Genomic DNA, 24624 nt, shown 5'->3' with positions numbered 1-24624 from the left:
GCACGAGGCAGCCATTATGCGCCTGTCTCCGAACATCTCGGGCACCCCCACCCTCCCAAGGAGTTCTCATGCGGCGTGGCATCGCGGCCTCTGCCCTCGTTGTGGCCCTCGCGGTCTCGATGGCTGCCTGTGGCAGCAGCGGCTCCAGCTCGGACGGCAAGGCCGACGGGCCGGTCACCCTCACCTACTGGGACACGTCGAACGCCACCAACGAGGCGCCGAACTACCAGGAACTGGTCAAGAAGTTCGAGGCGGCCAACCCGAACATCAAGGTCGACTTCGTCAACGTGCCGTTCGACCAGGCGCAGAACAAGCTGCAGACCGCCATGGGAGCCAAGGGCGCGCCCGACGTGTTCCGCTCGGAGGTCGGCTGGACCGCCGCCTTCGCCAAGGCCGGCTACCTCGAGCCGCTCGACGGCACCCCCGCCGCCGCCGACACCTCCGCCTTCCAGCCCAGCCTGATCCAGCAGGCCAAGTACGACGGCAAGCTGTACGGCGTCCCGCTGGTGACCGACACCCTGGGCCTGCTCTACAACAAGGACCTGTTCACCAAGGCCGGGATCACCGACGCCCCGAAGACCTGGGACGAGCTCAAGGCCGACGCCGCCACCATCAAGGACAAGGACGGCGTGGACGGCTTCTGGCTGAAGGCCGCCGACGGCTACTACGCGATGCCGTTCCTGTTCGGCGAGGGCACCGACACCGTCGACGCCGCCGGCAAGAAGATCACCATCACCTCGCCCGAGGCCGCCAAGGGCATCGAGACCTACAAGTCGATGTTCACCTCGCCCGGCACGGCCAAGGCCGACGTCACCACCGACGCCTACGCGCACATGATGGACGCCTTCAACAGCGGCAAGGTCGCGGCGATCATCCAGGGCCCCTGGGAGATCACCAACATCTACAAGGGCTCCGCGTTCGCCGACAAGAAGAACCTCGGCATCGCCGCCGTCCCGGCCGGCTCCACCGGCAAGGCCGGCGCCCCCACCGGCGGCCACAACATCTCCGTCTACGCCGGCGCCGACGCCGCCCACAAGGCCGCCGCCGAGAAGTTCGCCGCCTTCATGACCTCGGCCGAGAGCCAGGCGTTCATCGCGCAGAAGAACTCCACCCTGCCGACCCGCTCCGACGCCTTCACCCCCGACGTCAAGGCCGACCCGGGCATCGCCGGCTTCCAGGCCGTCCTCGCCAGCGCCAAGCCGCGCCCCGAACTGCCCGAGTACAGCTCGCTGTTCGCCTCGCTCGGCACCAACCTCGGCAAGGCCGTCCAGGGCACCAGCACCCAGGACGCGCTGAACACCGTCGCCACCGACTACGCCAAGCTCCTCCCGGGCTTCGCCAAGTAGTCGCCAGCCGCCCGGCCCGCCGCGGGTGAGGGAGACCCCCACGTCCCTCACCCCGGCGGGCCCGGCGGCCGGACCCGCTTCTCCCGAGGCGGCCGGACCCGTCTCTCCTGAGGCGGCCGGACCCGCTTCCCCCCGAGACTTCCCCCGAGAAGGTGTGATCGATGTCAGTCGCCGTGCAGGGCGCCACCGGCAAGGGCAGCCGGGAGCGCGAGCAGCGTCCGGGCCCGCTGGAGCGCCTCAAGCGCTCCTACGCCAAGCACTGGTACGCCTACGCGATGATCGCTCCGGTCGTGCTCGTGCTCGGCGTGCTGGTGCTCTACCCGCTCGTCGAAGGCATCTGGCTCACCCTCACCGACGCCAACAGCCTCAACTCGGCCCGGACCATCGGCGTCAACCACATCCCGGCCAGCTACAAGTTCGTCGGCTTCGACAACTACGCCGACATCCTGTGGGGCCCCGGCTCGTACGACCGCTTCTGGTCGCACTTCGTGTGGACCATCGCGTGGACCGTGATCTGCGTCGTCCTGCACTACACCCTCGGACTGGGCCTCGCCCTGCTGCTCAACAAGAAGCTGCGCGGACGCGCCGTCTACCGGATGCTGCTCATCCTGCCGTGGGCCGTACCGACCTTCGTCACCGTCTTCTCGTGGCGCCTGATGCTCGCCGACGGCGGCGCCGTCAACGGCCTGCTCTCCTTCCTCCACCTGCCCGAGCCCGGCTGGCTCACCGACCCGTGGGCACAGAAGGCCGCCGCGATCCTGGTCAACACCTGGGTCGGCGTGCCGTTCATGATGATCTCGCTGCTCGGCGGCCTCCAGTCCATCCCGGCCGAGCTGTACGAGGCCGCCGAGATGGACGGTGCCACCCCCTGGCAGCGCTTCCGGTACGTCACCCTGCCCGGGCTGCGCACCGTCTCCTCCACCGTGGTGCTGCTCGGCGTGATCTGGACCTTCAACCAGTTCGGCGTCATCTTCCTGCTGTTCGGCACCGGTGCGCCCGACGCCCAGATCCTGGTCACCTGGGCCTACAAGCTCGGCTTCGGCCAACAGCCCCGGGACTACGCGCAGTCCGCCGCGTACGGCGTGATCCTGCTGTCCATCCTGATCGTCTTCACCGCCTTCTACCGGCGCTGGCTCGCCCGCAACGAGCAGGCCAACGGCTGAGGCCGCGGACCCAGTTGACCCACGAAGGCAGGTAATCCCGATGAGCACCACCACCGAACGACCCGCCGCGACCGCCGCCGCGGCCCCCGCCGCCCGGCCCGCCAAGGTCCGCCCCCGCGGCGAGAGCGGCCCGCTGGCCAAGGCGCTGTCGCACGGCGCCCTGATCCTGGCCAGCCTCGTCGCGCTGTTCCCGGTCGTGTGGATCCTCTACGTCTCGCTCGGCCCGGACAAGACCGACTACCTCCACCCCGGAGGGATCCTCGGCAAGATGACGCTGGCGAACTACCAGCACGTGCTGTCCGACACCGACTTCTTCACCTGGTTCGGCAACGCCTTCCTGGTCTCCGGCATCACCACGGTGTTCGGCGTCATGCTCGCCGCCACCACCGGCTACGCCGTCTCGCGGATGAAGTTCCCCGGACACAAGCCGCTGATGTGGTCGCTGCTGGTCACCCAGATGTTCCCGATCGCGGTGCTGATCGTGCCGATGTACACGATGCTCTCCGAACTCGGCCTCCTGGACAGCTACACCGGCCTGATCCTGGTCTACTCGACCACCACCGTGCCGTACTGCGCCTGGCTGCTGAAGGGCTACTTCGACACCATCCCGGTGGAGATCGACGAGGCCGGCCGCGTCGACGGACTCAGCCCGTTCGGCACCTTCTGGCGGCTCGTCCTGCCGCTGGCCCGCCCGGGCCTGGCGGTGGCCGCGTTCTACTCCTTCCTCACCTACTGGGCCGAGGTGCCCTTCGCCTCCACCTTCATGCTCAGCTCCGACAAGTACACGCTGGCCGTCGGCCTGCAGACCTTCGTCAGCGAGCACGACTCCCAGTGGAACCTCATGGCCGCGACCGCCGTACTGATCGCGATCCCGTCCGCGGCCTTCTTCTACCTGGTGCAGCGACACCTGGTCACCGGCCTGACCGCCGGCGCCTCGAAGTCGTAACGCCCCCGCGCTCCCCGCTCTCCGGCGCTCCCGCAGCGCTCCTCTAGTCCCCGAGGGATACCGTCCATGACCCAGAACCTGGCCGACACCTCCCGGCCTGCCGCCGACGCCACCGCTCACGAGGCGAACGTCAGCGCGTCCAGAGGCTGGTGGCGGGACGCGGTCATCTACCAGGTGTACCCGCGCAGTTTCGCCGACTCCAACGGCGACGGCATGGGTGACCTGCCGGGCATCCGCAGCCGCCTGCCCTACCTGCGCGACCTCGGCGTGGACGCCGTCTGGCTCTCGCCGTTCTACGCCTCCCCGCAGGCCGACGCCGGCTACGACGTGGCCGACTACCGCGCGGTGGACCCGATGTTCGGCACCCTGCTGGACGCCGACGCGCTGATCCGCGACGCCCACGAGCTGGGCCTGCGGATCATCGTCGACCTCGTCCCCAACCACTCCTCGGACCAGCACGAGTGGTTCCAGCGCGCCCTGCGCGAAGGTCCCGCGTCCCCGCTGCGCGAGCGCTACCACTTCCGTCCCGGCAAGGGCGAGACGGGCGAACTGCCGCCCAACGACTGGGAGTCCATCTTCGGCGGCCCGGCCTGGACCCGCACCGAGAACCCGGACGGCACCCCCGGCGACTGGTACCTGCACCTGTTCGCCCCGGAGCAGCCCGACTTCAACTGGGAGAACCCGGCCGTCGCCGACGAGTTCCGCTCGATCCTGCGGTTCTGGCTCGACATGGGCGTGGACGGCTTCCGCATCGACGTCGCCCACGGCCTGGTCAAGGCCCCCGGCCTGCCCGACCTCGGCGGCTCGGACCAGCTCAAGCTGCTCGGCAACGACGTCATGCCGTTCTTCGACCAGGACGGCGTGCACGAGATCTACCGCAGCTGGCGCCGGATCCTCGACGAGTACCCGGGGCAGCGGATCGGCGTCGCCGAGGCCTGGACCCCGACCGTCCAGCGCACCGCCAACTACGTCCGCCCCGACGAGCTCCACCAGGCCTTCAATTTCCAGTACCTGGGCACCGACTGGGACGCCGCCGCGCTGCGCGAGGTGATCGACGTCTCGCTCGACTCGATGCGCCCGGTCGACGCCCCCACCACCTGGGTGCTGTCCAACCACGACGTCACCCGGCACGCCACCCGCTTCGCCAACCCGCCCGGCCTCGGCACCCAGATCCGCACCGCCGGCGACCGCGAACTCGGCCTGCGCCGGGCCCGCGCGGCCAGCCTGCTGATGCTCGCGCTGCCCGGCTCCGCGTACGTCTACCAGGGCGAGGAGCTCGGCCTGCCGGACGTCACCGACCTGCCCGACGAGGTCCGCCAGGACCCGTCCTTCTTCCGCCAGGCCGGGCAGGACGGCTACCGCGACGGCTGCCGCGTCCCGATCCCGTGGTCCGGCACCGAGGCGCCGTACGGCTTCGGGCCGGTGGCCGGCGGGCCGTCCTGGCTGCCGCAGCCGGCCGAGTGGGCCGGGCTCAGCGTCGAGGCGCAGACCGGCGACCCGACGTCCACCCTGGAGCTCTACCGCAGCGCGCTCGCCGTCCGCCGGGCGCAGCCCGACCTGGGCGCCGGCACGGAGGTCGAGTGGCTGGAGGCGCCCGAGGGCACGCTGGCGCTGCGCCGCGGCTCCTTCGTCTGCACGGTCAACACGAGCGGCGAGCCGGTGCGGATACCCGCCCCCGGGAAGCTGCTCCTGTCCTCGACGGAGCTGGTGGTGGACGGCGGCGAGACGGTGCTCGCTCCGGACAGCACCGGCTGGTGGGCGGTCTGACGTGGGTGCAATAGGCTCTGGGCCCGTGACTACGGCGCGACTTTCAGACATCGCGGCGCAGGCGGGGGTCAGCGAAGCCACCGTCTCGCGCGTGCTCAACGGCAAGGCGAACGTCTCCGCCGCCACCCGGCAGACCGTGCTGGCAGCGCTCGACGTGCTCGGGTACGAGCGGCCGACCCGCCTGCGCCAGCGCAGCGCCGGGCTGATCGGGCTGATCACGCCGGAGCTCAGCAACCCGATCTTCCCCGCGCTCGCGCAGGTCATCGAGCAGGTGCTCAGCCGGCACGGCTACACGCCGGTGCTGTGCACCCAGACGCCCGGCGGGTCCACCGAGGACGAACTGGTCGAGATGCTGGTGGACCGGGGCGTGGCGGGCATCGTCTTCGTCTCCGGGCTGCACGCCGACTCCACCGCCGACCACGACCGGTACGCCCGGCTGGCCGGGCGCGGGGTGCCGTTCGTCCTGATCAACGGCTTCAGCGAGCGGATCGACGCGCCGTTCATCTCGCCGGACGACCGGGCCGCGATGTGGATGGCCGTCCAGCACCTGGCCGAGCTCGGGCACGAGCGGATCGGGCTGGCGGTCGGGCAGCGGCGGTACGTGCCGGTGCTGCGCAAGATCGAGGGTTTCACGGCCGCGATGCAGGCCGTCCTCGGGCGGACGCAGGAGGAGGCCGAGGAACTCGTCCACCACACGCTGTTCAGCGTCGAGGGCGGGCACGCGGCGGCCGGTGCGCTGCTGGACAAGGGGTGCACGGCGATCGTGTGCGGCAGCGACATGATGGCGCTCGGGGCGATCCGGGCGGTGCGGCAGCGGGGGCTTTCGGTGCCGCAGGACGTGTCGGTGGTCGGCTTCGACGACTCGCCGCTGATCGCCTTCACGGAGCCGCCGCTGACGACGGTCCGCCAGCCGGTCGAGGCGATGGCGACGGCGGCGGTGGACGCGCTGCTGGAGGAGGTGGGCGGAAACGCCGCCCAGCGCGGGGAGTTCATGTTCCAGCCGGAGCTGGTCATGCGCGGCTCCACGGGGGCCTGCGCGCGCTGAGCGCGGGGTCCGGTGCCTTGCGGCGAAGGGCCCGGAGAGCGGCTGCTCTCCGGGCCCTTCGGCGTGCCCAGGGTCAGCCCTCCTGGACGGCCGGGCGGTCGGCGGTGAGGCGGTGGCCGTCGGCGGCCTCGCCGGTACGGGTCTCGGTGCGGCGGCCACGGGCAAGGTAGTCGCGCAGGATCAGTTCGACGGCGTCCTGCGGGTTCTTGGTACCGGAGAGCATCATCGCGTCGATCGCGAGGTTCGCGTCGAGTGCGACGGTGACGTGGGCCATGGGTGACTCCTCCTCGGGTGCGGAGCAGAAGCATGCCCGTTGGTCCGGAGTTTGACCACGCGGAGACACGGAGGCGCGGAGGCGCGGATGCGCGGAGACGTCGAAGCCCCGGGGAGGAGCGACCAGACTCTCCCCGGGGCGGACGGGTGACAGATGACAGCGAACAGATGATGAAATCTGTTACCTGTTTGCCGTCATCCGCAATCTGCTACCCGTCGTCAGACGCGGCCGGCGAAGTCCGGCGCCCAGTTGGCGATGGTCTGCAGGCGGACGCCCGAGCTCGGGTTGGCGGCCTCGACGTACTGACCGCCGCCGATGTAGATCGCGACGTGGTAGACGCCGGAGTTCTGGCCGTTGTTGGACCAGAACAGCAGGTCGCCCGGCTGCAGGCTGTCCAGCGAGACGTGGGTGCTGGCGGCGGCCTGGTCGGCGGCGACGCGCGGGACGGAGATGCCCGCGGCGCGCAGCGCGGCCTGGGTCAGGCCCGAGCAGTCCCAGCCGCCGTTGCCGGTGCCGCCGTACACGTAGGCCTGGCCGACCTGCGACTTGGCGAAGTTGACCGCGGCGGCCATGGTGCCGGTGGCGGCCGGGGCAGGGGCCGGGGTCTTGGCCTGCGCCTGGGCGGAGGGCTTGGCGGCGGGCTTGGTCGACGGCTTGGCGGCCAGGGTCTGGGTCTCGGCGGCCGGCTGGGCGTTCACGGCGTTCCCGGCGGAGGACTGGCCCGACTTCTGCGAGCGGTCGAACCAGTTGAAGTCGCCGGACTGGCCGGCCGGAGCCTGGGCGGGGTCGCCGAAGGTCAGGTGCTGGCCCGGGTAGATGATGTCCGGACCCTCGGTCAGGATGCCGCGGTTCAGCTCGAACAGCCGCTGCCAGCCGCCCTTGACGTTGTGCTTGTCGGCGATCGAGGACAGCCAGTCGCCGGCCACGACGGTGTAGTCGGAGCCGTTGGTCTGGGTGCCGTTCTGGGTCCAGCCCTGGCGCTTCTGCGCCCAGTTGCCCTTGGCGGAGTTGTCGGCGGCCGGGGCCTGGTCCTGCGCCGGGGCGGCAGGCTTCGCGGCCGGGGCAGCCGGCTTGGCGGCCGGCGCGGCAGCCTTCGCGGCGGTCGCGCCGGCGGAGGTGTCGACGGCGGCCGGGGCGCCGCCCTTGGTCAGGCCGGCCTGGACGGAGCACACGGGCCAGGCGCCGGGCCCCTGGGAGGCGAGGACCTTCTCGGCGATCGCGATCTGCTGGTCCTTGGTGGCCTGGTTGGCCTGCGGGGCGTAGGCGGTGCCGCCGAAGGCGGCCCAGGTGCTGGAGGTGAACTGCAGCCCGCCGTAGAAGCCGTTGCCGGTGTTGATGCTCCAGTCGCCGCTGCTCTCGCACTGGGCGACCTTCTCCCAGGTGGCGACGGAGGCGGCGGAGGCGGTCCCGGAGGAGAGGCAGGGGATGGTGAGGCCGACGCCTGCGACGCCGAGGGCGGCGATGACGCGATGGGTGCGGCTGGACAGGCGGGTGCCGTTGGTGGGCAGCATGAAGACGCGGTCCTCTCCCACGCCTGCGAGGTGAGCTGTCGGATTCGGGCTGGAGTTGCCCGGCCGCGCTGTGGCGCGGCTTCACCCCTAGCCCAGAACCGTTCCGTGGAGCGGTCCGGGGCGACTTACCTGTGGGTCCCCCGCTCCTGCCGTGGTGCGTTTTCGCGCTGCCAGCGCACCCGACGGCAGGACTCGGCGTTGCGGATGAGCTGGGTTCGTGTGGTCACGAACGGGGAGCACGTTAAGCAGACTTAAGTTCAAACTGCAAATATCTGTGATGTGCATCACGGGTTATCGGAAACTGCCAAAAATTCAGCTCCTCATGATCGGAAATGATCGTCTTCCTGCAATTGGCCCATGGATGTGTACAGCTGGCGGGATCTCAGAATCGGAATGACAGAGCGTCACCAAGGTGCAAATATTTACAAAACGGACATTTTACATATTTGGTTCTTAATTCCCTTATGGCGCAAGCCGAAAGGGCCCGGAACGCAGCCGTTCCGAGCCCTTTCTCGAGCGTGTGCCTGCTACTCGCCGGCAGACTCCTCGGCTGCCCCGGCGGCCGTCCCACCGGCCGCGTGGGCCGCGTGGGAGCCCCCGGCGGCGGCCTCCGCAGCCTCGGCCTCGGCCTGCGCGGCGGCCAGCGCCTCCGGCGACGGGGCCGGCAGTGCGGCGAGGTACTGGGAGGCGATGAGCTGGCCGACCGTCTGGTACGCGCCGAGCGGCGCGGCGGACGGGCAGCCGGTCTCCTCGGCGGCCGCGGCGAGCAGCTCGGAGTCCGCCTCCGGGCCGATCACCAGCGGGGCCAGCGCGGGGCGCTGCGAGCCGGTCTCCTTGAGGTGCGCGACGGCCGCGGCGACCGAGCCGGGCACGTCGAGCGCGGCGGCGACGACCGGGACGGCCAGGCGGGCGGCGAGCAGCACGCCGGTGATGCCGGCGGCCGCCGCGGCGTCCTCGCCGCCGACGGTGGTCAGTACGACGCCGTCCGCGGCGGTCGCGATGGCGAACAGGCGCGCGCGGTCGGCGCGGGCCAGTCCGGCCTCGGACAGGCGCACGTGGACGGCCTCGGCGAGCAGCGGGTGCGGGCCCAGCGCGTCGGTGACGTGGGCGCCGTGCTCGGCGGCGAGTGCGTGGAGTTCGGTCAGGAAGCCGTGCGGGCCGGGCACCAGCGGCACCAGGATCGGCGCCGGGACGCCGGCCTCGGCGGCGGCCGCCAGCAGCTCGCCGACGCTGCGCTCGTGGTCGTCCGCGCCCTCGGTGTGGTTGCCGGGGAGGTAGCCCACCGCGGTCTCGACGCCGTTCTGCTCGCTGCGGACGATCGAGAGGAGCTCCTCGACGACCGAGCGGGACTCGGGCCCGGCGGTCGCGGGCACGGCGAGCACCAGGGCCGGGGAGCCGGCGGGGATCTCGGGGCGCTCGGGGCGGCGGTGGCGCCCCCGCGCGCGGGAGCCTGGGGTGCGGACGGGCAGTGGCGCGCCCGGGATGGCTGCGGTGCTCATGGCGGAGATCGTAGGACATCGGCCCGTCAGGGCTGCAGTCGGCTGCCGTGCCGGTTTCGCGCGAGCGTCGTGTGTGTGGCGCGCGAAAGGCTCGCGTGCGCGGGCCGATGAGCGGTCATTAGGTCACATTCCGGACATGCCTGCCCCAACCCCCGCGCGTCCGCCGGTATCTCCAGGAGACGCGGCGGGCGGGGCGTCGCGTTGCACCCGTGGCGCGTGAGATGTCTCACAGTGGACGGGCGGCCTGACGGAGTGTCACGAGGGTGCGACTCCCGGCTTTCGAAGATCAACATTCAGCGGGGGGCCGCTCACGGCCGGTTATCGGAAGCCGGCCGGTTCGGTCGACTATGTCCGTTTACGTACCGCCAGGAGAAGGGTCCGTGAAGGGTTCAGGTCGGGTGGCGAAAGGCCTCGTGCACCTGCAACGTCTCGTGCTGATGCACGTGCACAACAGCTATCATCGCGTCAAGTGAGGCGTTGTGCCGGGCTGGTACGGGGCCGGCCCGTTCGTTCGGCGGGTGCCGGGGGCGCCGCGCTGGACCACAACTCCGGGGCTCTTCGGGAGACTTCTATGCACGACTCGCACGATTCGCAGGACCTGGGCGGCTCGTACGGTCCCTACAACGGGATTGCCGCCACCGAGCTGGAGGGAGTGGTCTGGCAGAAGAGCCTGCACAGCAACTCCCAGGGAAACTGCGTCGAGTTCGCCGCGCTGCCGGGGGGCGACGTGGCGATGCGCAACTCGCGCTTCCCGGACGGTCCGGCGCTCATCTACACGCGGGCCGAGATCGCCGCGATGCTGTTGGGGGTCAAGGACGGGGAGTTCGACCACCTGGCCGTCTGACCGGCTGTCCGGCCACTCGTCCGGTCGATCGACCGGCCACTCGTCCGGACGTCCGTCCGGCCGGCCACCGCTCCGTTCTCGGAGCCATCGGGGGGCCGTCGTGGGTGCTGACACCGCGACGGCCTTTGTCTTCTTCGCGTCGGCCTCCACGCGTTGCGGTGCGTCCGCGTACCGCGTGTTCTCCGCGCACCGCGCGCTCGGTGCCTTCTCCGCGCTCCGCGCACTCCGCGGGTCTTCCGTGCGCTCCACGCTCCTGGCGTTCCGCGCGTTCGGGGGCCCGCCGGTCTCCGACGGCCCGTCGGCCGCCGAGGGCGCACCGGTCGTCGCGGGTGCGCTGCGGGGTTCCCGGGGGTCTCCGGCGCGAGCCCGGCCGGGGTGAACTGCCGCTCCGTCCCGGGGTTTCGACCCTCCCGGGGTGTCCATCGATCCGGGGACGCGCGCCCGCGCTGCGGGGGTGCGTGCCCGTCCGCCACTAGGCGGAGCGCCGGTGCCGGCCACCGAGTTCGGAGCTCGCCGCTTCCGATTCGGCCTCGAACAGCGCCCAGACGACCTTGCCGCCACCCAGCGGGTGCCAGCCCCAGGAGTGGCTGAACGAGTCCACCAGGTGTAGCCCGCGGCCGGATTCGGCCACGAAGTCCGCCTCCCGGGTGACCGGGCCGATGCTGCTCGGGTCGCTGACCGCGCAGACGATCTGGGGCGCGCGGTGCACGAGGCTTATTCGGATCGGCAGCCTGCCGTCCACGGTGGGCTGTGTGGGAAAGTCGTACTCGCCCAGGGCGCCGCCCACCGGGTCGGGCCGTGCGCCGATCGCATGCCGCAGCGCGTTGGTCACGAGTTCCGACGCGACCAGCGCGACGTCGTCGAACAACTCCATCAGCCCCCAGCGCTGCAGGGCGGTTCTGGCGAAGTCACGCGCGGTTCTGACGGCTTCGAAACGAGGAGCGAGCGTACAGGTGACCACAAGGGGGTCAACCGCCAAAGCCGTACCGGTGCTCATGAAGAGCTCCTCCCATAAGGGGGCGGACACGGCTGGACCCGCCGGGGTCATGCCGGTCACCTCCGACTCGCTCGGCCGCACGGCCCCCTCCTCGACCAGGCGCGCGCGCACACGAACGCCCGGTGGCGCGGGGGACGCTGCCGGGCTGGTGCACGGAGTCGCGCGTGGGGTCGACGCGGAGCCCGCGGGATTGCCAGGGATGTGCAGGTGCACGTGCACCATGGTCCTCTGCGCTCACTGCAGATGCAAGAGTCGATTCACGTGCAGTCGCACTATTGGCATATGCAAGCGCCGGATGCACGTGCATCCTGGTGTGTGGAGTGCAGAACTGATAGGAACATCCGTCAGTATCGGCACCGTGAGCGCTCAACTGATGGCAGACTGTGCGCTGTTTGCCCTAGGTGGAGGTATCGACCGCATGACCACAGTTCAGCCGGGCGGCGGCTCGATGGTCCGCCGGATCCTCCTCGGCTCACAGCTGCGACGCCTGCGCGAAGCGCGCGGCATCACCCGTGAGGACGCCGGCTACGCGATCCGCGCCTCCGAGTCCAAGATCAGTCGCATGGAGCTCGGCCGGGTCAGCTTCAAGGAGCGCGATGTCGCCGACCTCCTGAGCCTCTACGGCGTGGACGACGGCCTGGAGCGGGAGGCCCTCCTCGGCCTGGTCCGCGAGGCCAACAAGTCCGGCTGGTGGCACAGCTTCAACGACGTCCTGCCGGGCTGGTTCCAGACCTACGTCGGCCTCGAGGAGGCCGCGCAGCTGATCCGTACGTACGAAGTTCAGTTCATCCCGGGACTGCTGCAGTCCGAGGAGTACGCGCGGGCGGTTTTCGGCCAGAGTCGGCCGGTCATCAGCGAGGAGGAGGTCGAACGGCGGGTCAGCCTCCGCCTGCGCCGCCAGAAGCTGCTGACCGAGGGCAACAACCCGCGCCTGTGGGCCGTCATCGACGAGGCCGCGCTGCGCCGCCCGGTCGGCGGGCCCAAGGTGATGCGCGGCCAGGTCCAGTACCTGATCGACGTCGCCGAGCAGGCCAACGTCGTCATCCAGGTCATGCCGTTTCGCTTCGGCGCGCACGCGGGCGAGTCCGGCGCGTTCACGATCCTGCGCTTCCCGGAGCAGGACCTCGCCGACGTCGTTTACCTGGAGCAGCTCACCAGCGCGCTCTACCTCGACAAGCGGGACGACGTCGACGCCTACATCCAGGTCATGGAGCGGCTCTGCGTGGACAGCCTCACGCCCGAGCGCACGATAGACCTGCTGGCCTCGATCCTGAAGGAACGCTGAGCCTGCGTCCGCCGGAGCCGGAACGTCCGGGCCCGAACGGTCGGACGAACGGCCGGACCCGAACCGTCCGCGGTTCGCTGCCCGAACCGACCGCCGGGAAGCACCCGTTGCCGCCCACCCGCCGTCAGCCGCGTTCCGGCGGCCGTTCGCGTTCCGGCGGCAGCCGCTGTGGCGGGCGGCCCAGCTCCCACGCCAGGTCGTAGCGCCGGAACAGGTCGGCCCGGATCGGTGCCAGCGGCACCTCCGCGCCCGGCAGCAGGACGCCGATGCACCCGCCCATGAGCGCGCTGCGCAACACCGCGTGCTCGGCGACCGGATCCGGCGCACCCCAGTCCCGCAGCAGACTTTGGAGGATTGCGCCGAGTCGCTGCTGCTCCGGGTCCTGGACGAAGGTGCCGGTGTCCGGGTCGAGGATCAGCGCGAGGTGCGAGCGCATGACCCGCGGGTGGTCGAGGGCGAGGCCGAGGACGGCGTCGATGGCGCGGGCCAGCCGGGCCTCGGGCGTGGCGGCCGGGGCGAGTTCGGCCAGCGCCCGGGTGAGCGACTGGTGCATCATCCGGTGCGTCGCGGACTGCATGAGCAGCCGTTTGCCGTCGAAGTAGTACGACAGCAGCCCGCGTGCGAGCCCGGCGCGCTCGGCGATGTCGGTCAGCGTGGTCCCGGCGTATCCGTACTGGTCGACCAGCTCGACGGTGGCCCGCATGATGCGCCGGCGGGACCGCTGGCGCATTTCCTCATTGACCGAATCCCCACGAGGTGCCATCGTGTCTGCTCCGAACGTTCGTTGACTCCCGGCCAATATACTGGGGGAGCCGACGGTCGATCCGTGGAACCTCGATGACGGGCGGCGCCCGGGCGGCCGGGTGTGAAGACGGCCGGGTACGAAGAGACGGCCGGCTCCACCAACACGGGGGTTTGGTGGAGCCGGCGCCACTGTCCGGGGGGCGGTGTCCGTGCTGACGGGTGTCCGCGGCCGAAGGAATGCATCCGGATCGGCGGATGCCCGCAGCTGCCGGCGAGGAGCCGTCCGCGCGGCGGCGGTCAGAGCTTGGTCGGGACATCCGCCCGGCCCGCCGCGTCGGATCGCAGTGATGGGTAGTCATAATCCGGTACTGACGTGGGAGTTGACTTCCGTCGCCGTTCCAGCAGTGCGCCCGCGAGGGCGATCAGGAACCCGAGCAGAGCGACCGCCGTGACGAACAGCAGGGCCGGCCGGTAGCCGTCCAGCTGTGCCTGCGGGCTGTCGCCTCCGGCGCTCCCGGCGGTGATCATCGCGGTCGCCCCGGCGAGCACCACGGCGGTGCCGACCTGGATCGCGGTGTTGACCAGGCCTGAGGCCAGACCCTGCTCCTCGTCGGCGACCCCGTCGGTGGCGGCGATGTTCACCGAGGGGAAGGCGAGCGCGAAGCCGACGCCGAGCAGCAGCATCGACGGCAGCACCAGCGCCGGGTACGAGCTGTGCTCGTCCAGCCGCAGGAACAGCGCGAATGCCGCGGTCAGCGACAGCACGCCGATGGGCAGCAGCCTGCCGGTGCCGAAGCGGTCCACGATCGGGCCCATGAACGGCGCGGAGAGGGCGATGAACGCGCCGGCCGGCAGCAGCCCGAGCGCCATCTCCAGCGCCGACCAGCCGAGCAGGTGCTGGAGGTAGAGCGTCACGATGAACTGGAAGCCGCCGTACGCGCCGGGCATCGCGAAGGCGATCACGTTGGCCCGGGCCACCGCGCCGTTGCGGAAGATGCCGAGCCGGACCAGCGGGTGCGCGGCGCGGATCTCGATCACCAGGAACGAGGCCGCCAGGGCCGCGACCGCGATGAACGAGCCGAGGGTGCGCAGGCTGAGCCAGCCGGCGCCCTGAGCCTCGGTGACGGTGAACACGAGCAGCAGGACGGTGAGCGTGCCGGTGATCGCGCCGAGGACGTCGTAGCCGCCCTCGGCGCGCTCCTCGACGGGCCGGGGGAGCAGGCGGACGGCGAGGACGAGCGCGATCAGTGCGACCGGGACGGGCATCAGGAACGTCCAGCGCCAGCCGACCGAGGTGAGCAGGCCGCTGAGCACGAGGCCGAGCGAGAAGCCGCTGGCACCGCACGTGGTGTAGATCGACAGCGCCCGGTTGCGGGCCGGGCCCTCGGCGAAGGTCGTGGTGATGATCGACAGGCCGGCCGGGGCGGTGAACGCGGCGGCGACACCCTTGAGGAAGCGGGCGGCGATCAGCAGGCCGCCGTCGTCGACCAGCCCGCCGAGCAGGGAGGCGGCGCCGAAGACGCCCAGGGCGACCAGGAACACCCGGCGGCGACCGAGCAGGTCGGCCGCCCGTCCGCCGAGCAGGAGCAGGCCGCCGTAGCCGAGCACGTAGCCCGAGACCACCCATTGCAGGGTGGAGGTGGAGAGGTGCAGCTCGGAGCCGATGGAGGGAAGGGCGACTCCCACCATGGAGATGTCCAGGGCGTCCAGGAAGATCGCGGCGCAGAGCACGATCAGGGCGCCCCAGAGGCGTGGAGTCCAGGGCTGCCCGCTCGTTGACGATGCGTCGGGTGACGTGACGGTCGCGGTGGTCATGAGGAGGAGGCTTGCATGCACATGCATTCAATGCAAGTGAATAAGATGTAAATGCATAAGTTGCGGTGGCGGTGGTAGGCTGGCGCCGTGGCTGAACTCGACTCTCCGGCGGAGGCCGGTCTCGTCGCGCAGTGGCGCGAACTGCTGGCCCGGCACGCCGAGACCGCCTGCGCGCTGGATCGTGAGCTGGGCGAGAAGCACGGGCTCGGGATGAGCGAGTTCGAGGTGCTGGAACGCCTGGTCGAAGGCTGTTCGGTGGACCGCAGTCACCGGCTGCGGGTCCAGGAGCTCGCCGACGTCGTCCACCTGAGCCAGAGCGCGCTGTCGCGGCTGATCGGCCGGCTGGAGAAGGCGGGCCTGGTGGCGCGCGAGATGTGCGTGGACGACCGGCGCGGGATCCTGATCGTCCTCACGGACGAGGGGCGCGAGCGCTACCGGCAGGCCCGGGCACTGCACCGCGACGTGCTCGCCCGAACCCTCGGCGGTGAGGCCGGCGGCCAGTGCGGCAAATCATCCTGACGGCCTGCGGGAGGCCCGCAGTGACGGGCCGGGCAATCTAGAACTGTGACGCGAGTCCCGGCGCCGCGGCCAGCAGGACGACGGCCACGGGTGCGGCGATCGCCGCGACGGTGAGCTGCAGCCGGTGCGGCACGGACAGGCGTGGACGGCCCGCGAGCAGCCGGTCCACCCGCTTCGGGGACTGCGCCAGGCCGGGCGGGCACGACCCGAACACCCCGCGGCCCAGGTTGAGTTCGGCCAGTGCCAGGGCGGTGGTGTGCCGCCCGTGCCGACGGGCCGCCCGGTCGTCGGCCGCCAGCTCGACCAGCTCGCCGACCTGGTCCCGGAAGGTGCTGAACACCCGGACGCCGGGGAAGCCGGACGCGAGCGCCTGGGCGGCCTGCGCGAGCCAGTGGTGCCGGGCCCGGACGTGGCCGCGCTCGTGGCTCAGCACGGCCGCCAACTCCCGCGCGGTCAGCTGCTGGAGAGCGCCCGTGGTGACCACCAGGCGGGAGTTCGGCCCGGGCAGCGACCAGGCCTCCGGGCGGACGTTCTCCAGCACCACCAGCCGCTCCCGGCGGCTCCGGGCGGCGGCGATCGCCTCCGGCAACTCGGGTGCCCGGTCGGAGAGTTGGGCGTGGCGCTGATCGCGCAGCGCCTTCGCCGAGCGGACCTCGCGGGTGAGCGCCAGCACCGTCCGCACCCCGCCCGCGGCGAGCACCGCCGCGCACAGCCGGCCCCAGCCCTCGGCGTCCTGGAGCCCGTACGCGGCCTCCACCCCGTGCGGAGCTCCCGCGAACACCAGCGCGCGCAGCTCGGGCAGCGCGGCCGAGGCGGCCAGTACCAGGCTCAACGCGCAGCACAGCAGGACGGCCACGACCAGGCACTGCCACACCAGCAGCGCCAGCACGGGTTCGCGCTCCACCCAGCGGGCCCGTGCGAGGAGCCGGGGCACGGCGGTCGAGAACAGCAGGCCGAGCAGCAGCAGGCCGATCAGGGCAGTCATCGCATGGGCTCCCCGAGTACGCACGGAGCGCGACAACGCGCTCCCTGCCAACCTATGCGGTGGCGACGCCCGGTGGAACGGCTTTCGGTCGGCCAGTGACCAACGCCACGCGCCCCGGGGGACCCTGGTTCCGGGTATGGCCGCGCCGGGGCGCGCGGGGAGGTCAAAAGGTCAGGAGCATCGCGAACATCCCGATGCCCATGGTGAGCCGGCAGGCCTGCGGCAGGCCCGCCGTTCCGACGGTCACGCTCCCGCCGGGGGCGTGCAGGAGCCGGGTGCCGGTCCAGAGCGAGTAGGCGCCGAAGTAGACCAGCAGTGCGCCGGTCAGCAGCGGGGCGCCGGCGTTCGGCGCGTGGTGGTGATGGCCGGGGGAGGTGGTCATCGCGAGCGCCGTGTACGTCATGGCGAGGCCGCCGATCGCGTGGTGCAGCCGGTGCCCCCGACGGGCCGGGGCGCTGACGGCGGCGAGCAGGAAGCCGGCCGCGGGGACGCCGAACAGCCAGGCCCAGAAAGCCGCCGGGACGGCGGCACCGGTGACGGCCATCCCGGCCATGCCGAGCCCCATCAGCGCCTCGGCGGCGTCCGCCTCGCGGGCGAGCAGGCGGTGGGCGCCCACTCGGTGGGTGGCGGCGGGGGCGCAGGGGGAGTGCGGGGCGTGCCGGAGCCGGGTCAGGCAGTACGCCCCGGCGGTGGCGGTGAAGAGAGCGAGGAGCCAGTTGACCAGGGTGGGTCCGTGCAACGGCGGCCTCCTGGGGTGGCGGGAGGACGGCGAACAGCGAACGGCTGACAGATTTCAGATGACAGATGATGAAATCTGTCAGCCGTTCGCCGCCACCCGTACTCTGCGGCGATCGTCCTGTCCACGATCACCGCTGCCGCTCCCGAGCGGCCAGGGCGCGTGCAGGGGCGCACAGTGGTGACCAGTGGTGTGCGTCGCTGCGAGCGCCCCGCCCCCGCCCCGGGCCCACCCCGGACCGGTCGCCCCGGGCTGCCCGCCTCAGCCCTGGAGCCGCCCCGAGGCGACGATCCGGCTGAGGAACCGCCGGGTCCGCTCCTCCCGCGGATCGCCGAACACCTGCTCCGGCGGCCCCTGTTCGAGCACCACCCCGCCGTCCAGGAAACAGACCTGGTCGGCCACCTCGCGCGCGAACCCCATCTCGTGCGTCGACAGGACCATCGTCATGCCCTGCTCCTTCAGATCCCGCACCACCGACAGCACCTCCCCGACCAGCACCGGGTCGAGCGCCGCCGTGATCTCGTCGAGCAGCAGCAGCCGCGGCCCGGTGGCCAGCGCCCGCACGATGGCGACGCGCTGCTGCTGCCCACCGGACAACCGGTCCGGGTACTCCTCCGCCTTGGCAGCCAGTCCGAGCCGCTCCAGCAGCTCCAGCGCCTTCGCCTCCGCCTCGGCCCGTGCGAGCCCGTGCACCCGCCGCGGCGCGAGCGTGATGTTCTCCATCACCGTCATGTGCGGGAACAGGTTGTACGACTGGAAGACGACGCCGATCCGGCGCCGGACGGCGTCCTCGTCCGCCCGCGGGTCGGTGATCTCCTCGCCGTCCAGGAAGATCGCGCCGTCGTCGATCCCCTCCAGCAGGTTGACGCAGCGCATCAGCGTGGACTTGCCCGAGCCGGACGCCCCGATCAGCGCCGTCACCGAGTGCTCGGGCACGGCGAGGTCCACGTCGCGCAGCACCACCTGGGCGCCGAAGGTCTTGCGGACCGACTCCAACCGGAGCACGGCCGCTCCGTCCGCCACCCGGTCCGACGCCGGGCCCCCGTTCGCGCTCACACCGCACCTCCCTGGAACTGCCGACGGTTCATGCGCGCGGTCAGCCAGTCGGCGAACCGCGTGAGCGGAACGGTCAGCACGATGAACACCAGCCCCGCGACGAGGTACGGCGTGTAGTTGAACGACCGGGACGCGATGATCTTCGCCGCGTAGACGGCGTCGATCGCCCCGCCGATCGAGACGAGCCCGGTGTCCTTCTGCAGACTGACCAGGTTGTTGATCAGCGGCGGCACCACCCGCCGCACGGCCTGCGGCAGCACGACGTACCGCATCGCCTGTGCGTTGGTGAGTCCGAGCGAGCGCGCCGCGGCCCGTTGGCTGGGGTGCACCGACTCGATCCCCGCGCGGAACACCTCGGACACGTACGCCGAGTACGTCAGCACCAGCGCCGCCCCGCCGAGCAGCAGAGGATCGGTGGTGACCCCGGTGAGCCGCAGCGCCGGCACCCCGGTGATCATCACCAGCAGGCAGATGATCATCGGCAGCCCGAGGAAGAAGTCGACGTATGCGGTGGCCAGCAGCCGCACCGGCAGGAACACCGGACCGCGCAGGGTCCGCAGCACTGCCAGGAGCAGGCCGAACACCAGGATCAGCACGCCGCAGCCGAGCATCAGCTCCAGGTTGAGCCGCAGCCCCGTCAGTACCTCGGGCAGTGCCTGCCGGGCGTAGTCGAGGTTGAAGAACGTTCGCCGAGTCACCTCCCAGCCCGGGGAGTTGACGATAAGGAGGCACAGCACGACGGCCGTCACCAAGGTCGACGAGCCCGCGACCAACGCCGATCGCCGGGCCCGGCCGCGGCGGTACGCCTCGCGCGCGAGCCGCCGCTCGGACGGGCGGTAACCGTCGTTGCGAATGCCGTCGCCACGAATGCCGTCGTTACGTACGCTGTCGTCACGTACGCCGCCATCACCTGCGCTGTCGTCACCTGCGCCGTCGGCACGTACGTCGACGTCGCCGCTCGCCCCGGTACTGTCGCTCACTTCAGCACCGGAGCCGAGACGGCGTCGGACAGCCACTGCTTCTCCAGCTTCGCGAGCGTGCCGTCCGCCCGCAGCGCGTCCACGGCCTGCGACACGCAGCCGGTGAGCCCGGAGCCCTTGTCCAGCACCAGCCCGAACCGCTCGCCCTGCGTCGCGCTCTCGAACTGTCCCACCACCTGGGCCTCCGGCACCTCGGCGCCGGTGATGTAGAAGGCCGTCGGCAGGTCCACCACGAGCGCCTCGACCTGACCGTTCCTCAGCGCGGCCTTGGCCAGGTCGTTGGAGTCGAAGACGGCTGGCTGGGTGCTCGGCTTGATGGTGTCGGTGATGGTGTCCAGGCTGGTCGTGCCCACCTGCGCGCCGAGTTTGGCGCCCTTGAGGTCGGCGATGTTCCTCGCGCTCGCGGCCTTGGAGTTCTTGAGCGCGATGACGGCCTGGCGGACGTCGTAGTAGCCGGAGGAGAAGTCCACCGCCTGCTTGCGTTCGGCGCTGATCGACACCTGGTTGATGTCGAAGTCGAAGTCCTTCGGCCCGGGCGAGGTGGCCTTGTTGAACGGCGCGACCACCCAGCTCACCTTCTCCTTCGGGTAGCCGAGCCGGTCGGCCACCGCGTACGCGACCGCTGACTCGAAGCCCTTGCCGTTCTCCGGCTTGTCCTGCGAGAACCACGGGTCGTACGCGGGCTTGTCGGTGCCGATCGTCAGCGTGCCCGCCGTCCGGGTCGCCAGCGCCCCGGGCGCGCAGGCGGCCACCGTCCCCGACGTTCCCGAGGCCGAGGCCCCGTCGGTCCCGGCGTCCTGCGGAGCGCACGCGGTCAGTGCGGCGGCGGCCGCCAGCAGTGTGGCGACGGGGAGTACGGCGGACTTGCGGAGGCGGAGGTCGGTCATGGCGGGGCTCCAGGGAAGGAAGGCCGGGCAGGACGGGGAGGCGGCGAAGAGCGCCGGAGGCGGCCGCGGACCCGGCGGGTCACTTCCCCCCGGTGGCGGCGCCGGAACACACGCGGCATGGTCGGCGTACGGGCCCGCGTCCGCGGCGCCCTCCGAGCTGATCGGCGGATCGGCGAGCGAGCGGATCGGCGGATCAACGACAGCGGCGGCAACGGCCGCGCGTGCCACGGCAGGCGTGACAACGAGAGGGCACCCGGAACAGGCCGTCGTGGCACTCGGTCATCGTGATCACCGCCGGGAGCATGCCGGGAGATTCGCACCCCGACGGCTCGCCTGTCCAGAACATCCACCGCGGCGTCCACATGCCGGACATCCGGCCGCGGCGCCCCCAAGACCCCGCATCACCGGAGGTCCTCCGATCGGAGCCCCCTTGAACAGGAGAACCTTTCGTATCTATGGTGTCCACATCGAAAACCTCCTGTCGAAGTGAGTCCACGATGCAGAATCTTTCGCCAAGGCTCGCTGTGGCGGCCGACGCCCCGGTCTCGACCCTCGCCGGCCACCCGGCGTGGCTGCGCCTGAAGGAGGCCGTCGAGACCCTGCGCCCGTTGCAGTCCAAAGACGGCTCGATCGACCTGTCCGCAGTGCAGCGGCACACGGTCGACCCGCTGGTCGCCACCGTCCGCAGCGCCGTGGCCGAGCTCGCCCCGCTGTTCCCGCACGACGCCGCCTACCTGACCGCCGTCGACGCCGACCTGGCCAAGTGGGCCGACACCGGCTACCGGGAGCCCGACTTCCTGGACTCGCTGCTCGCCTTCCAGCCCGCCGACCAGCGCGTCGACGGCCTCGAGCACCTCGTGGTCTTCCCGATGTACACGCAGAACGGGAACCCGGACCGCAACCTCGAGGCGGTCCTGCTGCGCGTCGTGTGGCCCGACTGGCTGGCCGAGCTGGAGCGCACCCGCTTCGACAACCCGATGTTCGTCCCGATCACCTTCACCGACTTCACGGCCGGGTACGACACCAACTCCGCCGTGCTCTTCCCCGAGACGGTCGCCGTGCGCAAGGCGCCGGAACGTTTCACCTGGGGCGGCATCTTCTGCGACCGCGAAGCCGCCCGTTTCCGCGCCGTCACCACCAGCGCCGTCCAGCAGCTCGGCCTGGAGATCCCGGCCGACGCCGAGGGCCTGCTCCAGGACCAGGAGCGCGCGCAGGAGACCTTCGTCCTGTGGGACCTCGTCCACGACCGCACCCACAGCCACGGCGACCTGCCGTTCGACCCCTTCATGATCAAGCAGCGCAGCCCGTTCTGGATGTACGGCCTCGAGGAGCTCCGCTGCGACCTCACCACCTTCAAGGAGGCGGTGAAGCTGGAGGCCGAGGGCAACGCGCACGCCCGCGACGTCCAGTACGCGATCCTCTTCGACCGCCTGTTCCGCTTCCCCGTCAGCGGCGACCGCGTCCGCAACTACGACGGCCTCGGCGGTCAGCTCCTCTTCGCCTACCTCCACAAGAACGACGCGCTGCGCTGGCGCGACAACCGCCTCACCATCGACTGGGACCGCGCCCCGCAGGTCACCAACGCGCTCTGCGCCGAGATCGAGACCCTGTACCGCGACGGCATCGACCGGCCCAAGCCGGCCCACTGGATCGCCGCCTACGAGCTCGTCTCCCGCTACCTCACCCCGCACCCGGCCTCCACCTGGGCGAAGGGCTCCGACGCGCTCCCGCTCGACATCACCGACGGCAAGGCCCTCAACAAGGCCCTGTGCGACGCCGTGCTCCCGGACGAGTTCCCGCTGAGCATGTTCTACGAGGCCCTGTCCAAGAAGCTCAGCGGCGTCATCGCCGCCACCGCCGGCATCACCGGCACCGGAATCAAGGGAGTCGCCGCGTGACCACCACCTCCAACGGCCCGCTGGCCGGCAAGGTCATCGCCGTCGCCGGAGCAAGCGGCCCGGCCGGCCAGGCCGTGCTGCGCCGCCTGACCACCGACGGCGCCACCGTGATCGGCGCCGACATCGACGCCGTACGGCTCGAGTCCGCCCTCGACGCCACCCGCGTCGCCGTGCGCGGAGCGAAGGTCAGCGGCCAGGTGATCGACCTGCTCGACCCGCAGGAGGTCCACGACTGGGCCGACCACCTGGAGGCGGAGCACGGCCACGTCGACGGCCTGTTCCACCTGGTCGGCGGCTGGCGCGGCAGCAAGACGTTCTTCGACACCCGCCTCGACGACTGGGACTTCCTGCACGACACCGTCGTGCGGACCCTCCAGCACACCTCGCTGGCCTTCCAGCCCGCGCTGGTCCGCAGCCCCGCCGGCCGGTACGCGATGGTCTCCGCCGCCGCGGCCCACAAGCCCACCGCCGGCGGCGCCGCCTACGCGGCCGCCAAGGCCGCCACCGAGGCGTGGACCCTCGCCATGGCCGACTCCTTCAAGAAGGAGACCACCTCCCCCGACGGCGAGCCCACCGCCGCAGCTGCCATCCTGGTGATCAAGGCGCTGGTCAGCCCCGAAATGCGGGCCGAGAAGCCGGACGCGAAGTTCGCCGGCTTCACCGACACCGCCGACCTCGCCGGACACCTGGCGGGCCTCTGGGACCGCCCCGCAGCAGAACTGAACGGACAGCACCTGTGGCTGACAGCCCGATGATCGACTCCACCCGCACGGACGCGGTACGGCGGCACGACCCCGCCGTCCGCGGCTTCGCCAGCGACAACTACGCCGGCGTGCACCCCGAGGTCCTCGCCGCGATAGCCCTCGCCAACGGCGGCCACCAGATCGCCTACGGCGAGGACGACTACACGGCCCACCTGCAGGACGTCTTCCGCCGCCACTTCGGCGAGAAGGCCGAGGCGTACCCCGTCTTCAACGGCACCGGCGCCAACGTCGTCGCCCTCCAGGCGCTGCTCCCGCGCTGGGGCGCGGTCGTCTGCGCCGAGTCCGCCCACATCCACGTGGACGAGGGCGGCGCCCCGGAGAAGATGGGCGGCATCAAGCTCCACACCGTCCCGACCCCCGACGGCAAGCTCACTCCCGAGCTGCTCGACCAGCAGGCCTGGGGCTTCGGTGACGAGCACCGCGCGCAGCCGCTCGTGGTCTCGATCACCCAGAGCACGGAACTCGGCACCGTCTACACCGTCGACGAGATCCGCGCGATCACCGAGCACGCCCACCAGCTGGGCATGCTCGTCCACGTCGACGGTTCCCGCCTGGCCAACGCCGCCGCCTCGCTCGGCCTGCCGATGCGTGCCTTCACGACGGACGTCGGCGTCGACGTGCTGTCGTTCGGCGGCACGAAGAACGGTCTGCTGCTGGGCGAGGTCGTGGTCGTGCTCAACCCCGAGCGGGTCCGCAACATCAAGTACCTGCGCAAGACCTCGATGCAGCTCGCGTCGAAGATGCGCTTCGTCTCCGTGCAGTTCGAGGCGCTGCTCTCCGGCGACCTCTACCTGCGAAACGCCGGCCACGCCAACGCGATGGCCAGCCGCCTGGAGGCGGCGGTCCGGCGGATCGACGGCGTCGAGGTCGTGCGCCCGGTCCAGGCGAACGCGGTCTTCGCGATCCTCCCGCGGGAGGTCAGCGAGCGGCTGCAGAAGCGGTACCGCTTCTACTTCTGGAACGAGCACACCGGCGAGGTGCGCTGGATGTGCGCTTTCGACACCACCGAGGCGGACATCGACGCCTTCGCGGCGGCCATCGCCGAGGAGATGGGCCGCGCCTGACGGTGCTGCAACAGCGGATCGTCCCGTCCTGCGACAGCAGGGCGGGGCGATTTGCATGTGGTGGGCCCGGCCCCGTACAGTTCCGGAGTCGCCGCGGGAGACCGGGGCGACAAAGCGGAAAGCGAATCCGATGAAGGAAACTCCGGGAAAACGGAGCGGAAAACATCTGATAAGCTGGAAACACGAAAGAACGAAGCGCCCGGAGGGCCCGCTGGAAGGCGGTCCGAAGGAAGTGTCCGTTCCTTGAGAACTCAACAGCGTGCCAAAAGTCAACGCCAGATATGTTGACATCCCCGGCCTCGATCGTCTGATCGGGGTTGGAGATTCCTTTTGAAATAACACTAGCGAGGACGCAGTGCGCGGGATCACCTTATTCCGGTGGTTGCCGTGCCGCTCTTTCGTGAAAAAGCATTCACGGAGAGTTTGATCCTGGCTCAGGACGAACGCTGGCGGCGTGCTTAACACATGCAAGTCGAACGGTGAAGCCCTTCGGGGTGGA

The 24624-nt window shown here is 71.0% G+C and carries 22 protein-coding genes, 1 rRNA gene and 1 riboswitch; of the genes, 12 read left to right on the top strand and 11 right to left on the bottom strand.

Translation table 11 applies throughout. From position 1 onward, the window contains the following. Positions 1–68 precede the first annotated feature (68 nt). The 5 genes from ACWCXH_RS08680 to ACWCXH_RS08660 all read left to right on the top strand — a co-directional run bounded on the left by ACWCXH_RS08680 (position 69) and on the right by ACWCXH_RS08660 (position 6267). Positions 69–1346, top strand: coding sequence for an extracellular solute-binding protein (locus ACWCXH_RS08680; RefSeq protein ID WP_449800631.1), 1278 nt, complete (start codon positions 69–71; stop codon positions 1344–1346). A 161-nt stretch (positions 1347–1507) separates the two neighbouring features. Then, on the top strand, positions 1508–2509 hold the full coding sequence (locus ACWCXH_RS08675; protein WP_449800630.1) for a carbohydrate ABC transporter permease: 1002 nt from the start codon (positions 1508–1510) through the stop codon (positions 2507–2509). Positions 2510–2549: 40 nt separating this feature from the next. Further along, the gene (locus tag ACWCXH_RS08670; RefSeq protein WP_449800629.1) at positions 2550–3455 is read left to right on the top strand and encodes a sugar ABC transporter permease; all 906 of its coding nucleotides are present in this window, start codon (positions 2550–2552) and stop codon (positions 3453–3455) included. A 66-nt stretch (positions 3456–3521) separates the two neighbouring features. Continuing rightward, complete coding sequence (locus ACWCXH_RS08665) at positions 3522–5222, top strand: glycoside hydrolase family 13 protein (protein WP_449800628.1); 1701 nt, start codon at positions 3522–3524, stop codon at positions 5220–5222. A 25-nt stretch (positions 5223–5247) separates the two neighbouring features. Continuing rightward, a complete protein-coding gene (locus tag ACWCXH_RS08660; RefSeq protein ID WP_449800627.1) occupies positions 5248–6267 on the top strand; it encodes a LacI family DNA-binding transcriptional regulator in 1020 nt (339 codons plus the stop codon). Positions 6268–6340: 73 nt separating this feature from the next. Here the strand turns inward: ACWCXH_RS08660 and ACWCXH_RS08655 are convergent, their stop codons facing one another. From ACWCXH_RS08655 to ACWCXH_RS08645, 3 genes are all read right to left on the bottom strand, one after another. Continuing rightward, positions 6341–6541 carry a hypothetical protein gene (locus tag ACWCXH_RS08655; RefSeq protein ID WP_449800626.1) on the bottom strand — a complete coding sequence of 67 codons (201 nt, stop codon included), beginning with the start codon at positions 6539–6541 and terminating at the stop codon, positions 6341–6343. A gap of 218 nt (positions 6542–6759) precedes the next feature. Next, positions 6760–8052 (bottom strand): transglycosylase family protein, encoded by a 1293-nt coding sequence (locus ACWCXH_RS08650; RefSeq protein ID WP_449800877.1) that lies wholly within the window; start codon positions 8050–8052, stop codon positions 6760–6762. Positions 8053–8059: 7 nt separating this feature from the next. Next, positions 8060–8221, bottom strand: a riboswitch (cyclic di-AMP (ydaO/yuaA leader). A gap of 358 nt (positions 8222–8579) precedes the next feature. Beyond that, a complete protein-coding gene (locus ACWCXH_RS08645) occupies positions 8580–9551 on the bottom strand; it encodes a hypothetical protein (protein WP_449800625.1) in 972 nt (323 codons plus the stop codon). A 571-nt stretch (positions 9552–10122) separates the two neighbouring features. Here ACWCXH_RS08645 and ACWCXH_RS08640 point away from each other — a divergent pair. Further along, positions 10123–10395, top strand: a complete 273-nt coding sequence (locus ACWCXH_RS08640) for a DUF397 domain-containing protein (protein WP_449800624.1) — start codon at positions 10123–10125, stop codon at positions 10393–10395. Between the two features lie 472 nt (positions 10396–10867). Here ACWCXH_RS08640 and ACWCXH_RS08635 read toward each other — a convergent pair whose 3' ends face one another. Next, entirely contained in the window at positions 10868–11392 is a 525-nt protein-coding gene (locus tag ACWCXH_RS08635; RefSeq protein ID WP_449800623.1) for an ATP-binding protein, read from the bottom strand. Between the two features lie 418 nt (positions 11393–11810). Between ACWCXH_RS08635 and ACWCXH_RS08630 the strand changes: the two genes are divergently transcribed. Beyond that, positions 11811–12677 carry a helix-turn-helix domain-containing protein gene (locus ACWCXH_RS08630; RefSeq protein ID WP_329930454.1) on the top strand — a complete coding sequence of 289 codons (867 nt, stop codon included), beginning with the start codon at positions 11811–11813 and terminating at the stop codon, positions 12675–12677. A gap of 124 nt (positions 12678–12801) precedes the next feature. On the opposite strand, the gene ACWCXH_RS08625 is transcribed toward ACWCXH_RS08630, so the two are convergent. Together ACWCXH_RS08625 and ACWCXH_RS08620 are read right to left on the bottom strand one after the other, a co-directional pair. Then, the gene (locus tag ACWCXH_RS08625; protein WP_449800622.1) at positions 12802–13407 is read right to left on the bottom strand and encodes a TetR/AcrR family transcriptional regulator; all 606 of its coding nucleotides are present in this window, start codon (positions 13405–13407) and stop codon (positions 12802–12804) included. Between the two features lie 311 nt (positions 13408–13718). Further along, on the bottom strand, positions 13719–15236 hold the full coding sequence (locus tag ACWCXH_RS08620) for an MFS transporter (RefSeq protein ID WP_449800621.1): 1518 nt from the start codon (positions 15234–15236) through the stop codon (positions 13719–13721). Between the two features lie 87 nt (positions 15237–15323). Between ACWCXH_RS08620 and ACWCXH_RS08615 the strand changes: the two genes are divergently transcribed. Further along, the gene (locus tag ACWCXH_RS08615; RefSeq protein ID WP_449800620.1) at positions 15324–15755 is read left to right on the top strand and encodes a MarR family winged helix-turn-helix transcriptional regulator; all 432 of its coding nucleotides are present in this window, start codon (positions 15324–15326) and stop codon (positions 15753–15755) included. A 37-nt stretch (positions 15756–15792) separates the two neighbouring features. Here the strand turns inward: ACWCXH_RS08615 and ACWCXH_RS08610 are convergent, their stop codons facing one another. The 5 genes from ACWCXH_RS08610 to ACWCXH_RS08590 form a co-directional block, all read right to left on the bottom strand. Beyond that, entirely contained in the window at positions 15793–16740 is a 948-nt protein-coding gene (locus ACWCXH_RS08610; RefSeq protein ID WP_449800619.1) for a M56 family metallopeptidase, read from the bottom strand. A 163-nt stretch (positions 16741–16903) separates the two neighbouring features. Next, positions 16904–17479 carry a DUF5134 domain-containing protein gene (locus ACWCXH_RS08605; protein ID WP_449800618.1) on the bottom strand — a complete coding sequence of 192 codons (576 nt, stop codon included), beginning with the start codon at positions 17477–17479 and terminating at the stop codon, positions 16904–16906. Between the two features lie 258 nt (positions 17480–17737). Further along, on the bottom strand, positions 17738–18532 hold the full coding sequence (locus ACWCXH_RS08600) for an amino acid ABC transporter ATP-binding protein (RefSeq protein ID WP_449800617.1): 795 nt from the start codon (positions 18530–18532) through the stop codon (positions 17738–17740). After that, on the bottom strand, positions 18529–19401 hold the full coding sequence (locus ACWCXH_RS08595; RefSeq protein ID WP_449800876.1) for an amino acid ABC transporter permease: 873 nt from the start codon (positions 19399–19401) through the stop codon (positions 18529–18531). Before ACWCXH_RS08595 ends, ACWCXH_RS08600 begins: the two co-directional genes overlap by 4 nt. 107 nt (positions 19402–19508) lie before the next feature. Beyond that, a complete protein-coding gene (locus ACWCXH_RS08590; RefSeq protein ID WP_449800616.1) occupies positions 19509–20399 on the bottom strand; it encodes an ABC transporter substrate-binding protein in 891 nt (296 codons plus the stop codon). A gap of 497 nt (positions 20400–20896) precedes the next feature. On the opposite strand from ACWCXH_RS08590, the gene ACWCXH_RS08585 reads away from it, so the two are divergent. The 4 genes from ACWCXH_RS08585 to ACWCXH_RS08570 form a co-directional block, all read left to right on the top strand. Continuing rightward, complete coding sequence (locus ACWCXH_RS08585) at positions 20897–22297, top strand: DUF6421 family protein (RefSeq protein ID WP_449800615.1); 1401 nt, start codon at positions 20897–20899, stop codon at positions 22295–22297. Continuing rightward, on the top strand, positions 22294–23052 hold the full coding sequence (locus ACWCXH_RS08580) for an SDR family NAD(P)-dependent oxidoreductase (RefSeq protein WP_449800614.1): 759 nt from the start codon (positions 22294–22296) through the stop codon (positions 23050–23052). The genes ACWCXH_RS08585 and ACWCXH_RS08580 overlap by 4 nt, the downstream gene beginning before the upstream one ends. Continuing rightward, complete coding sequence (locus ACWCXH_RS08575; RefSeq protein ID WP_449800875.1) at positions 23049–24125, top strand: threonine aldolase family protein; 1077 nt, start codon at positions 23049–23051, stop codon at positions 24123–24125. Before ACWCXH_RS08580 ends, ACWCXH_RS08575 begins: the two co-directional genes overlap by 4 nt. Positions 24126–24536: 411 nt before the next feature. Then, a 16S ribosomal RNA gene (locus ACWCXH_RS08570) occupies positions 24537–24624 on the top strand; the annotation flags it as partial.

Source organism: Kitasatospora sp. NPDC001660 (assembly GCF_053596725.1).
This window is presented reverse-complemented; position numbering and strand designations above follow the sequence as displayed.

Excerpts from the sequence above, each read along its gene's own strand:
- ACWCXH_RS08640 (WP_449800624.1), top strand. The coding sequence starts at position 10,123 with ATGCACGACTCGCACGATTCGCAGGACCTGGGCGGCTCGTACGGTCCC.
- ACWCXH_RS08585 (WP_449800615.1), top strand. The coding sequence starts at position 20,897 with ATGCAGAATCTTTCGCCAAGGCTCGCTGTGGCGGCCGACGCCCCGGTC.
- ACWCXH_RS08590 (WP_449800616.1), bottom strand. The coding sequence starts at position 20,399 with ATGACCGACCTCCGCCTCCGCAAGTCCGCCGTACTCCCCGTCGCCACA.
- ACWCXH_RS08625 (WP_449800622.1), bottom strand. The coding sequence starts at position 13,407 with ATGCGCCAGCGGTCCCGCCGGCGCATCATGCGGGCCACCGTCGAGCTG.
- ACWCXH_RS08655 (WP_449800626.1), bottom strand. The coding sequence starts at position 6,541 with ATGGCCCACGTCACCGTCGCACTCGACGCGAACCTCGCGATCGACGCG.
- ACWCXH_RS08665 (WP_449800628.1), top strand. The coding sequence starts at position 3,522 with ATGACCCAGAACCTGGCCGACACCTCCCGGCCTGCCGCCGACGCCACC.
- ACWCXH_RS08670 (WP_449800629.1), top strand. The coding sequence starts at position 2,550 with ATGAGCACCACCACCGAACGACCCGCCGCGACCGCCGCCGCGGCCCCC.
- ACWCXH_RS08650 (WP_449800877.1), bottom strand. The coding sequence starts at position 8,052 with ATGCTGCCCACCAACGGCACCCGCCTGTCCAGCCGCACCCATCGCGTC.
- ACWCXH_RS08635 (WP_449800623.1), bottom strand. The coding sequence starts at position 11,392 with ATGAGCACCGGTACGGCTTTGGCGGTTGACCCCCTTGTGGTCACCTGT.
- ACWCXH_RS08675 (WP_449800630.1), top strand. The coding sequence starts at position 1,508 with ATGTCAGTCGCCGTGCAGGGCGCCACCGGCAAGGGCAGCCGGGAGCGC.
- ACWCXH_RS08680 (WP_449800631.1), top strand. The coding sequence starts at position 69 with ATGCGGCGTGGCATCGCGGCCTCTGCCCTCGTTGTGGCCCTCGCGGTC.
- ACWCXH_RS08645 (WP_449800625.1), bottom strand. The coding sequence starts at position 9,551 with ATGAGCACCGCAGCCATCCCGGGCGCGCCACTGCCCGTCCGCACCCCA.
- ACWCXH_RS08630 (WP_329930454.1), top strand. The coding sequence starts at position 11,811 with ATGACCACAGTTCAGCCGGGCGGCGGCTCGATGGTCCGCCGGATCCTC.
- ACWCXH_RS08610 (WP_449800619.1), bottom strand. The coding sequence starts at position 16,740 with ATGACTGCCCTGATCGGCCTGCTGCTGCTCGGCCTGCTGTTCTCGACC.
- ACWCXH_RS08620 (WP_449800621.1), bottom strand. The coding sequence starts at position 15,236 with ATGACCACCGCGACCGTCACGTCACCCGACGCATCGTCAACGAGCGGG.
- ACWCXH_RS08575 (WP_449800875.1), top strand. The coding sequence starts at position 23,049 with ATGATCGACTCCACCCGCACGGACGCGGTACGGCGGCACGACCCCGCC.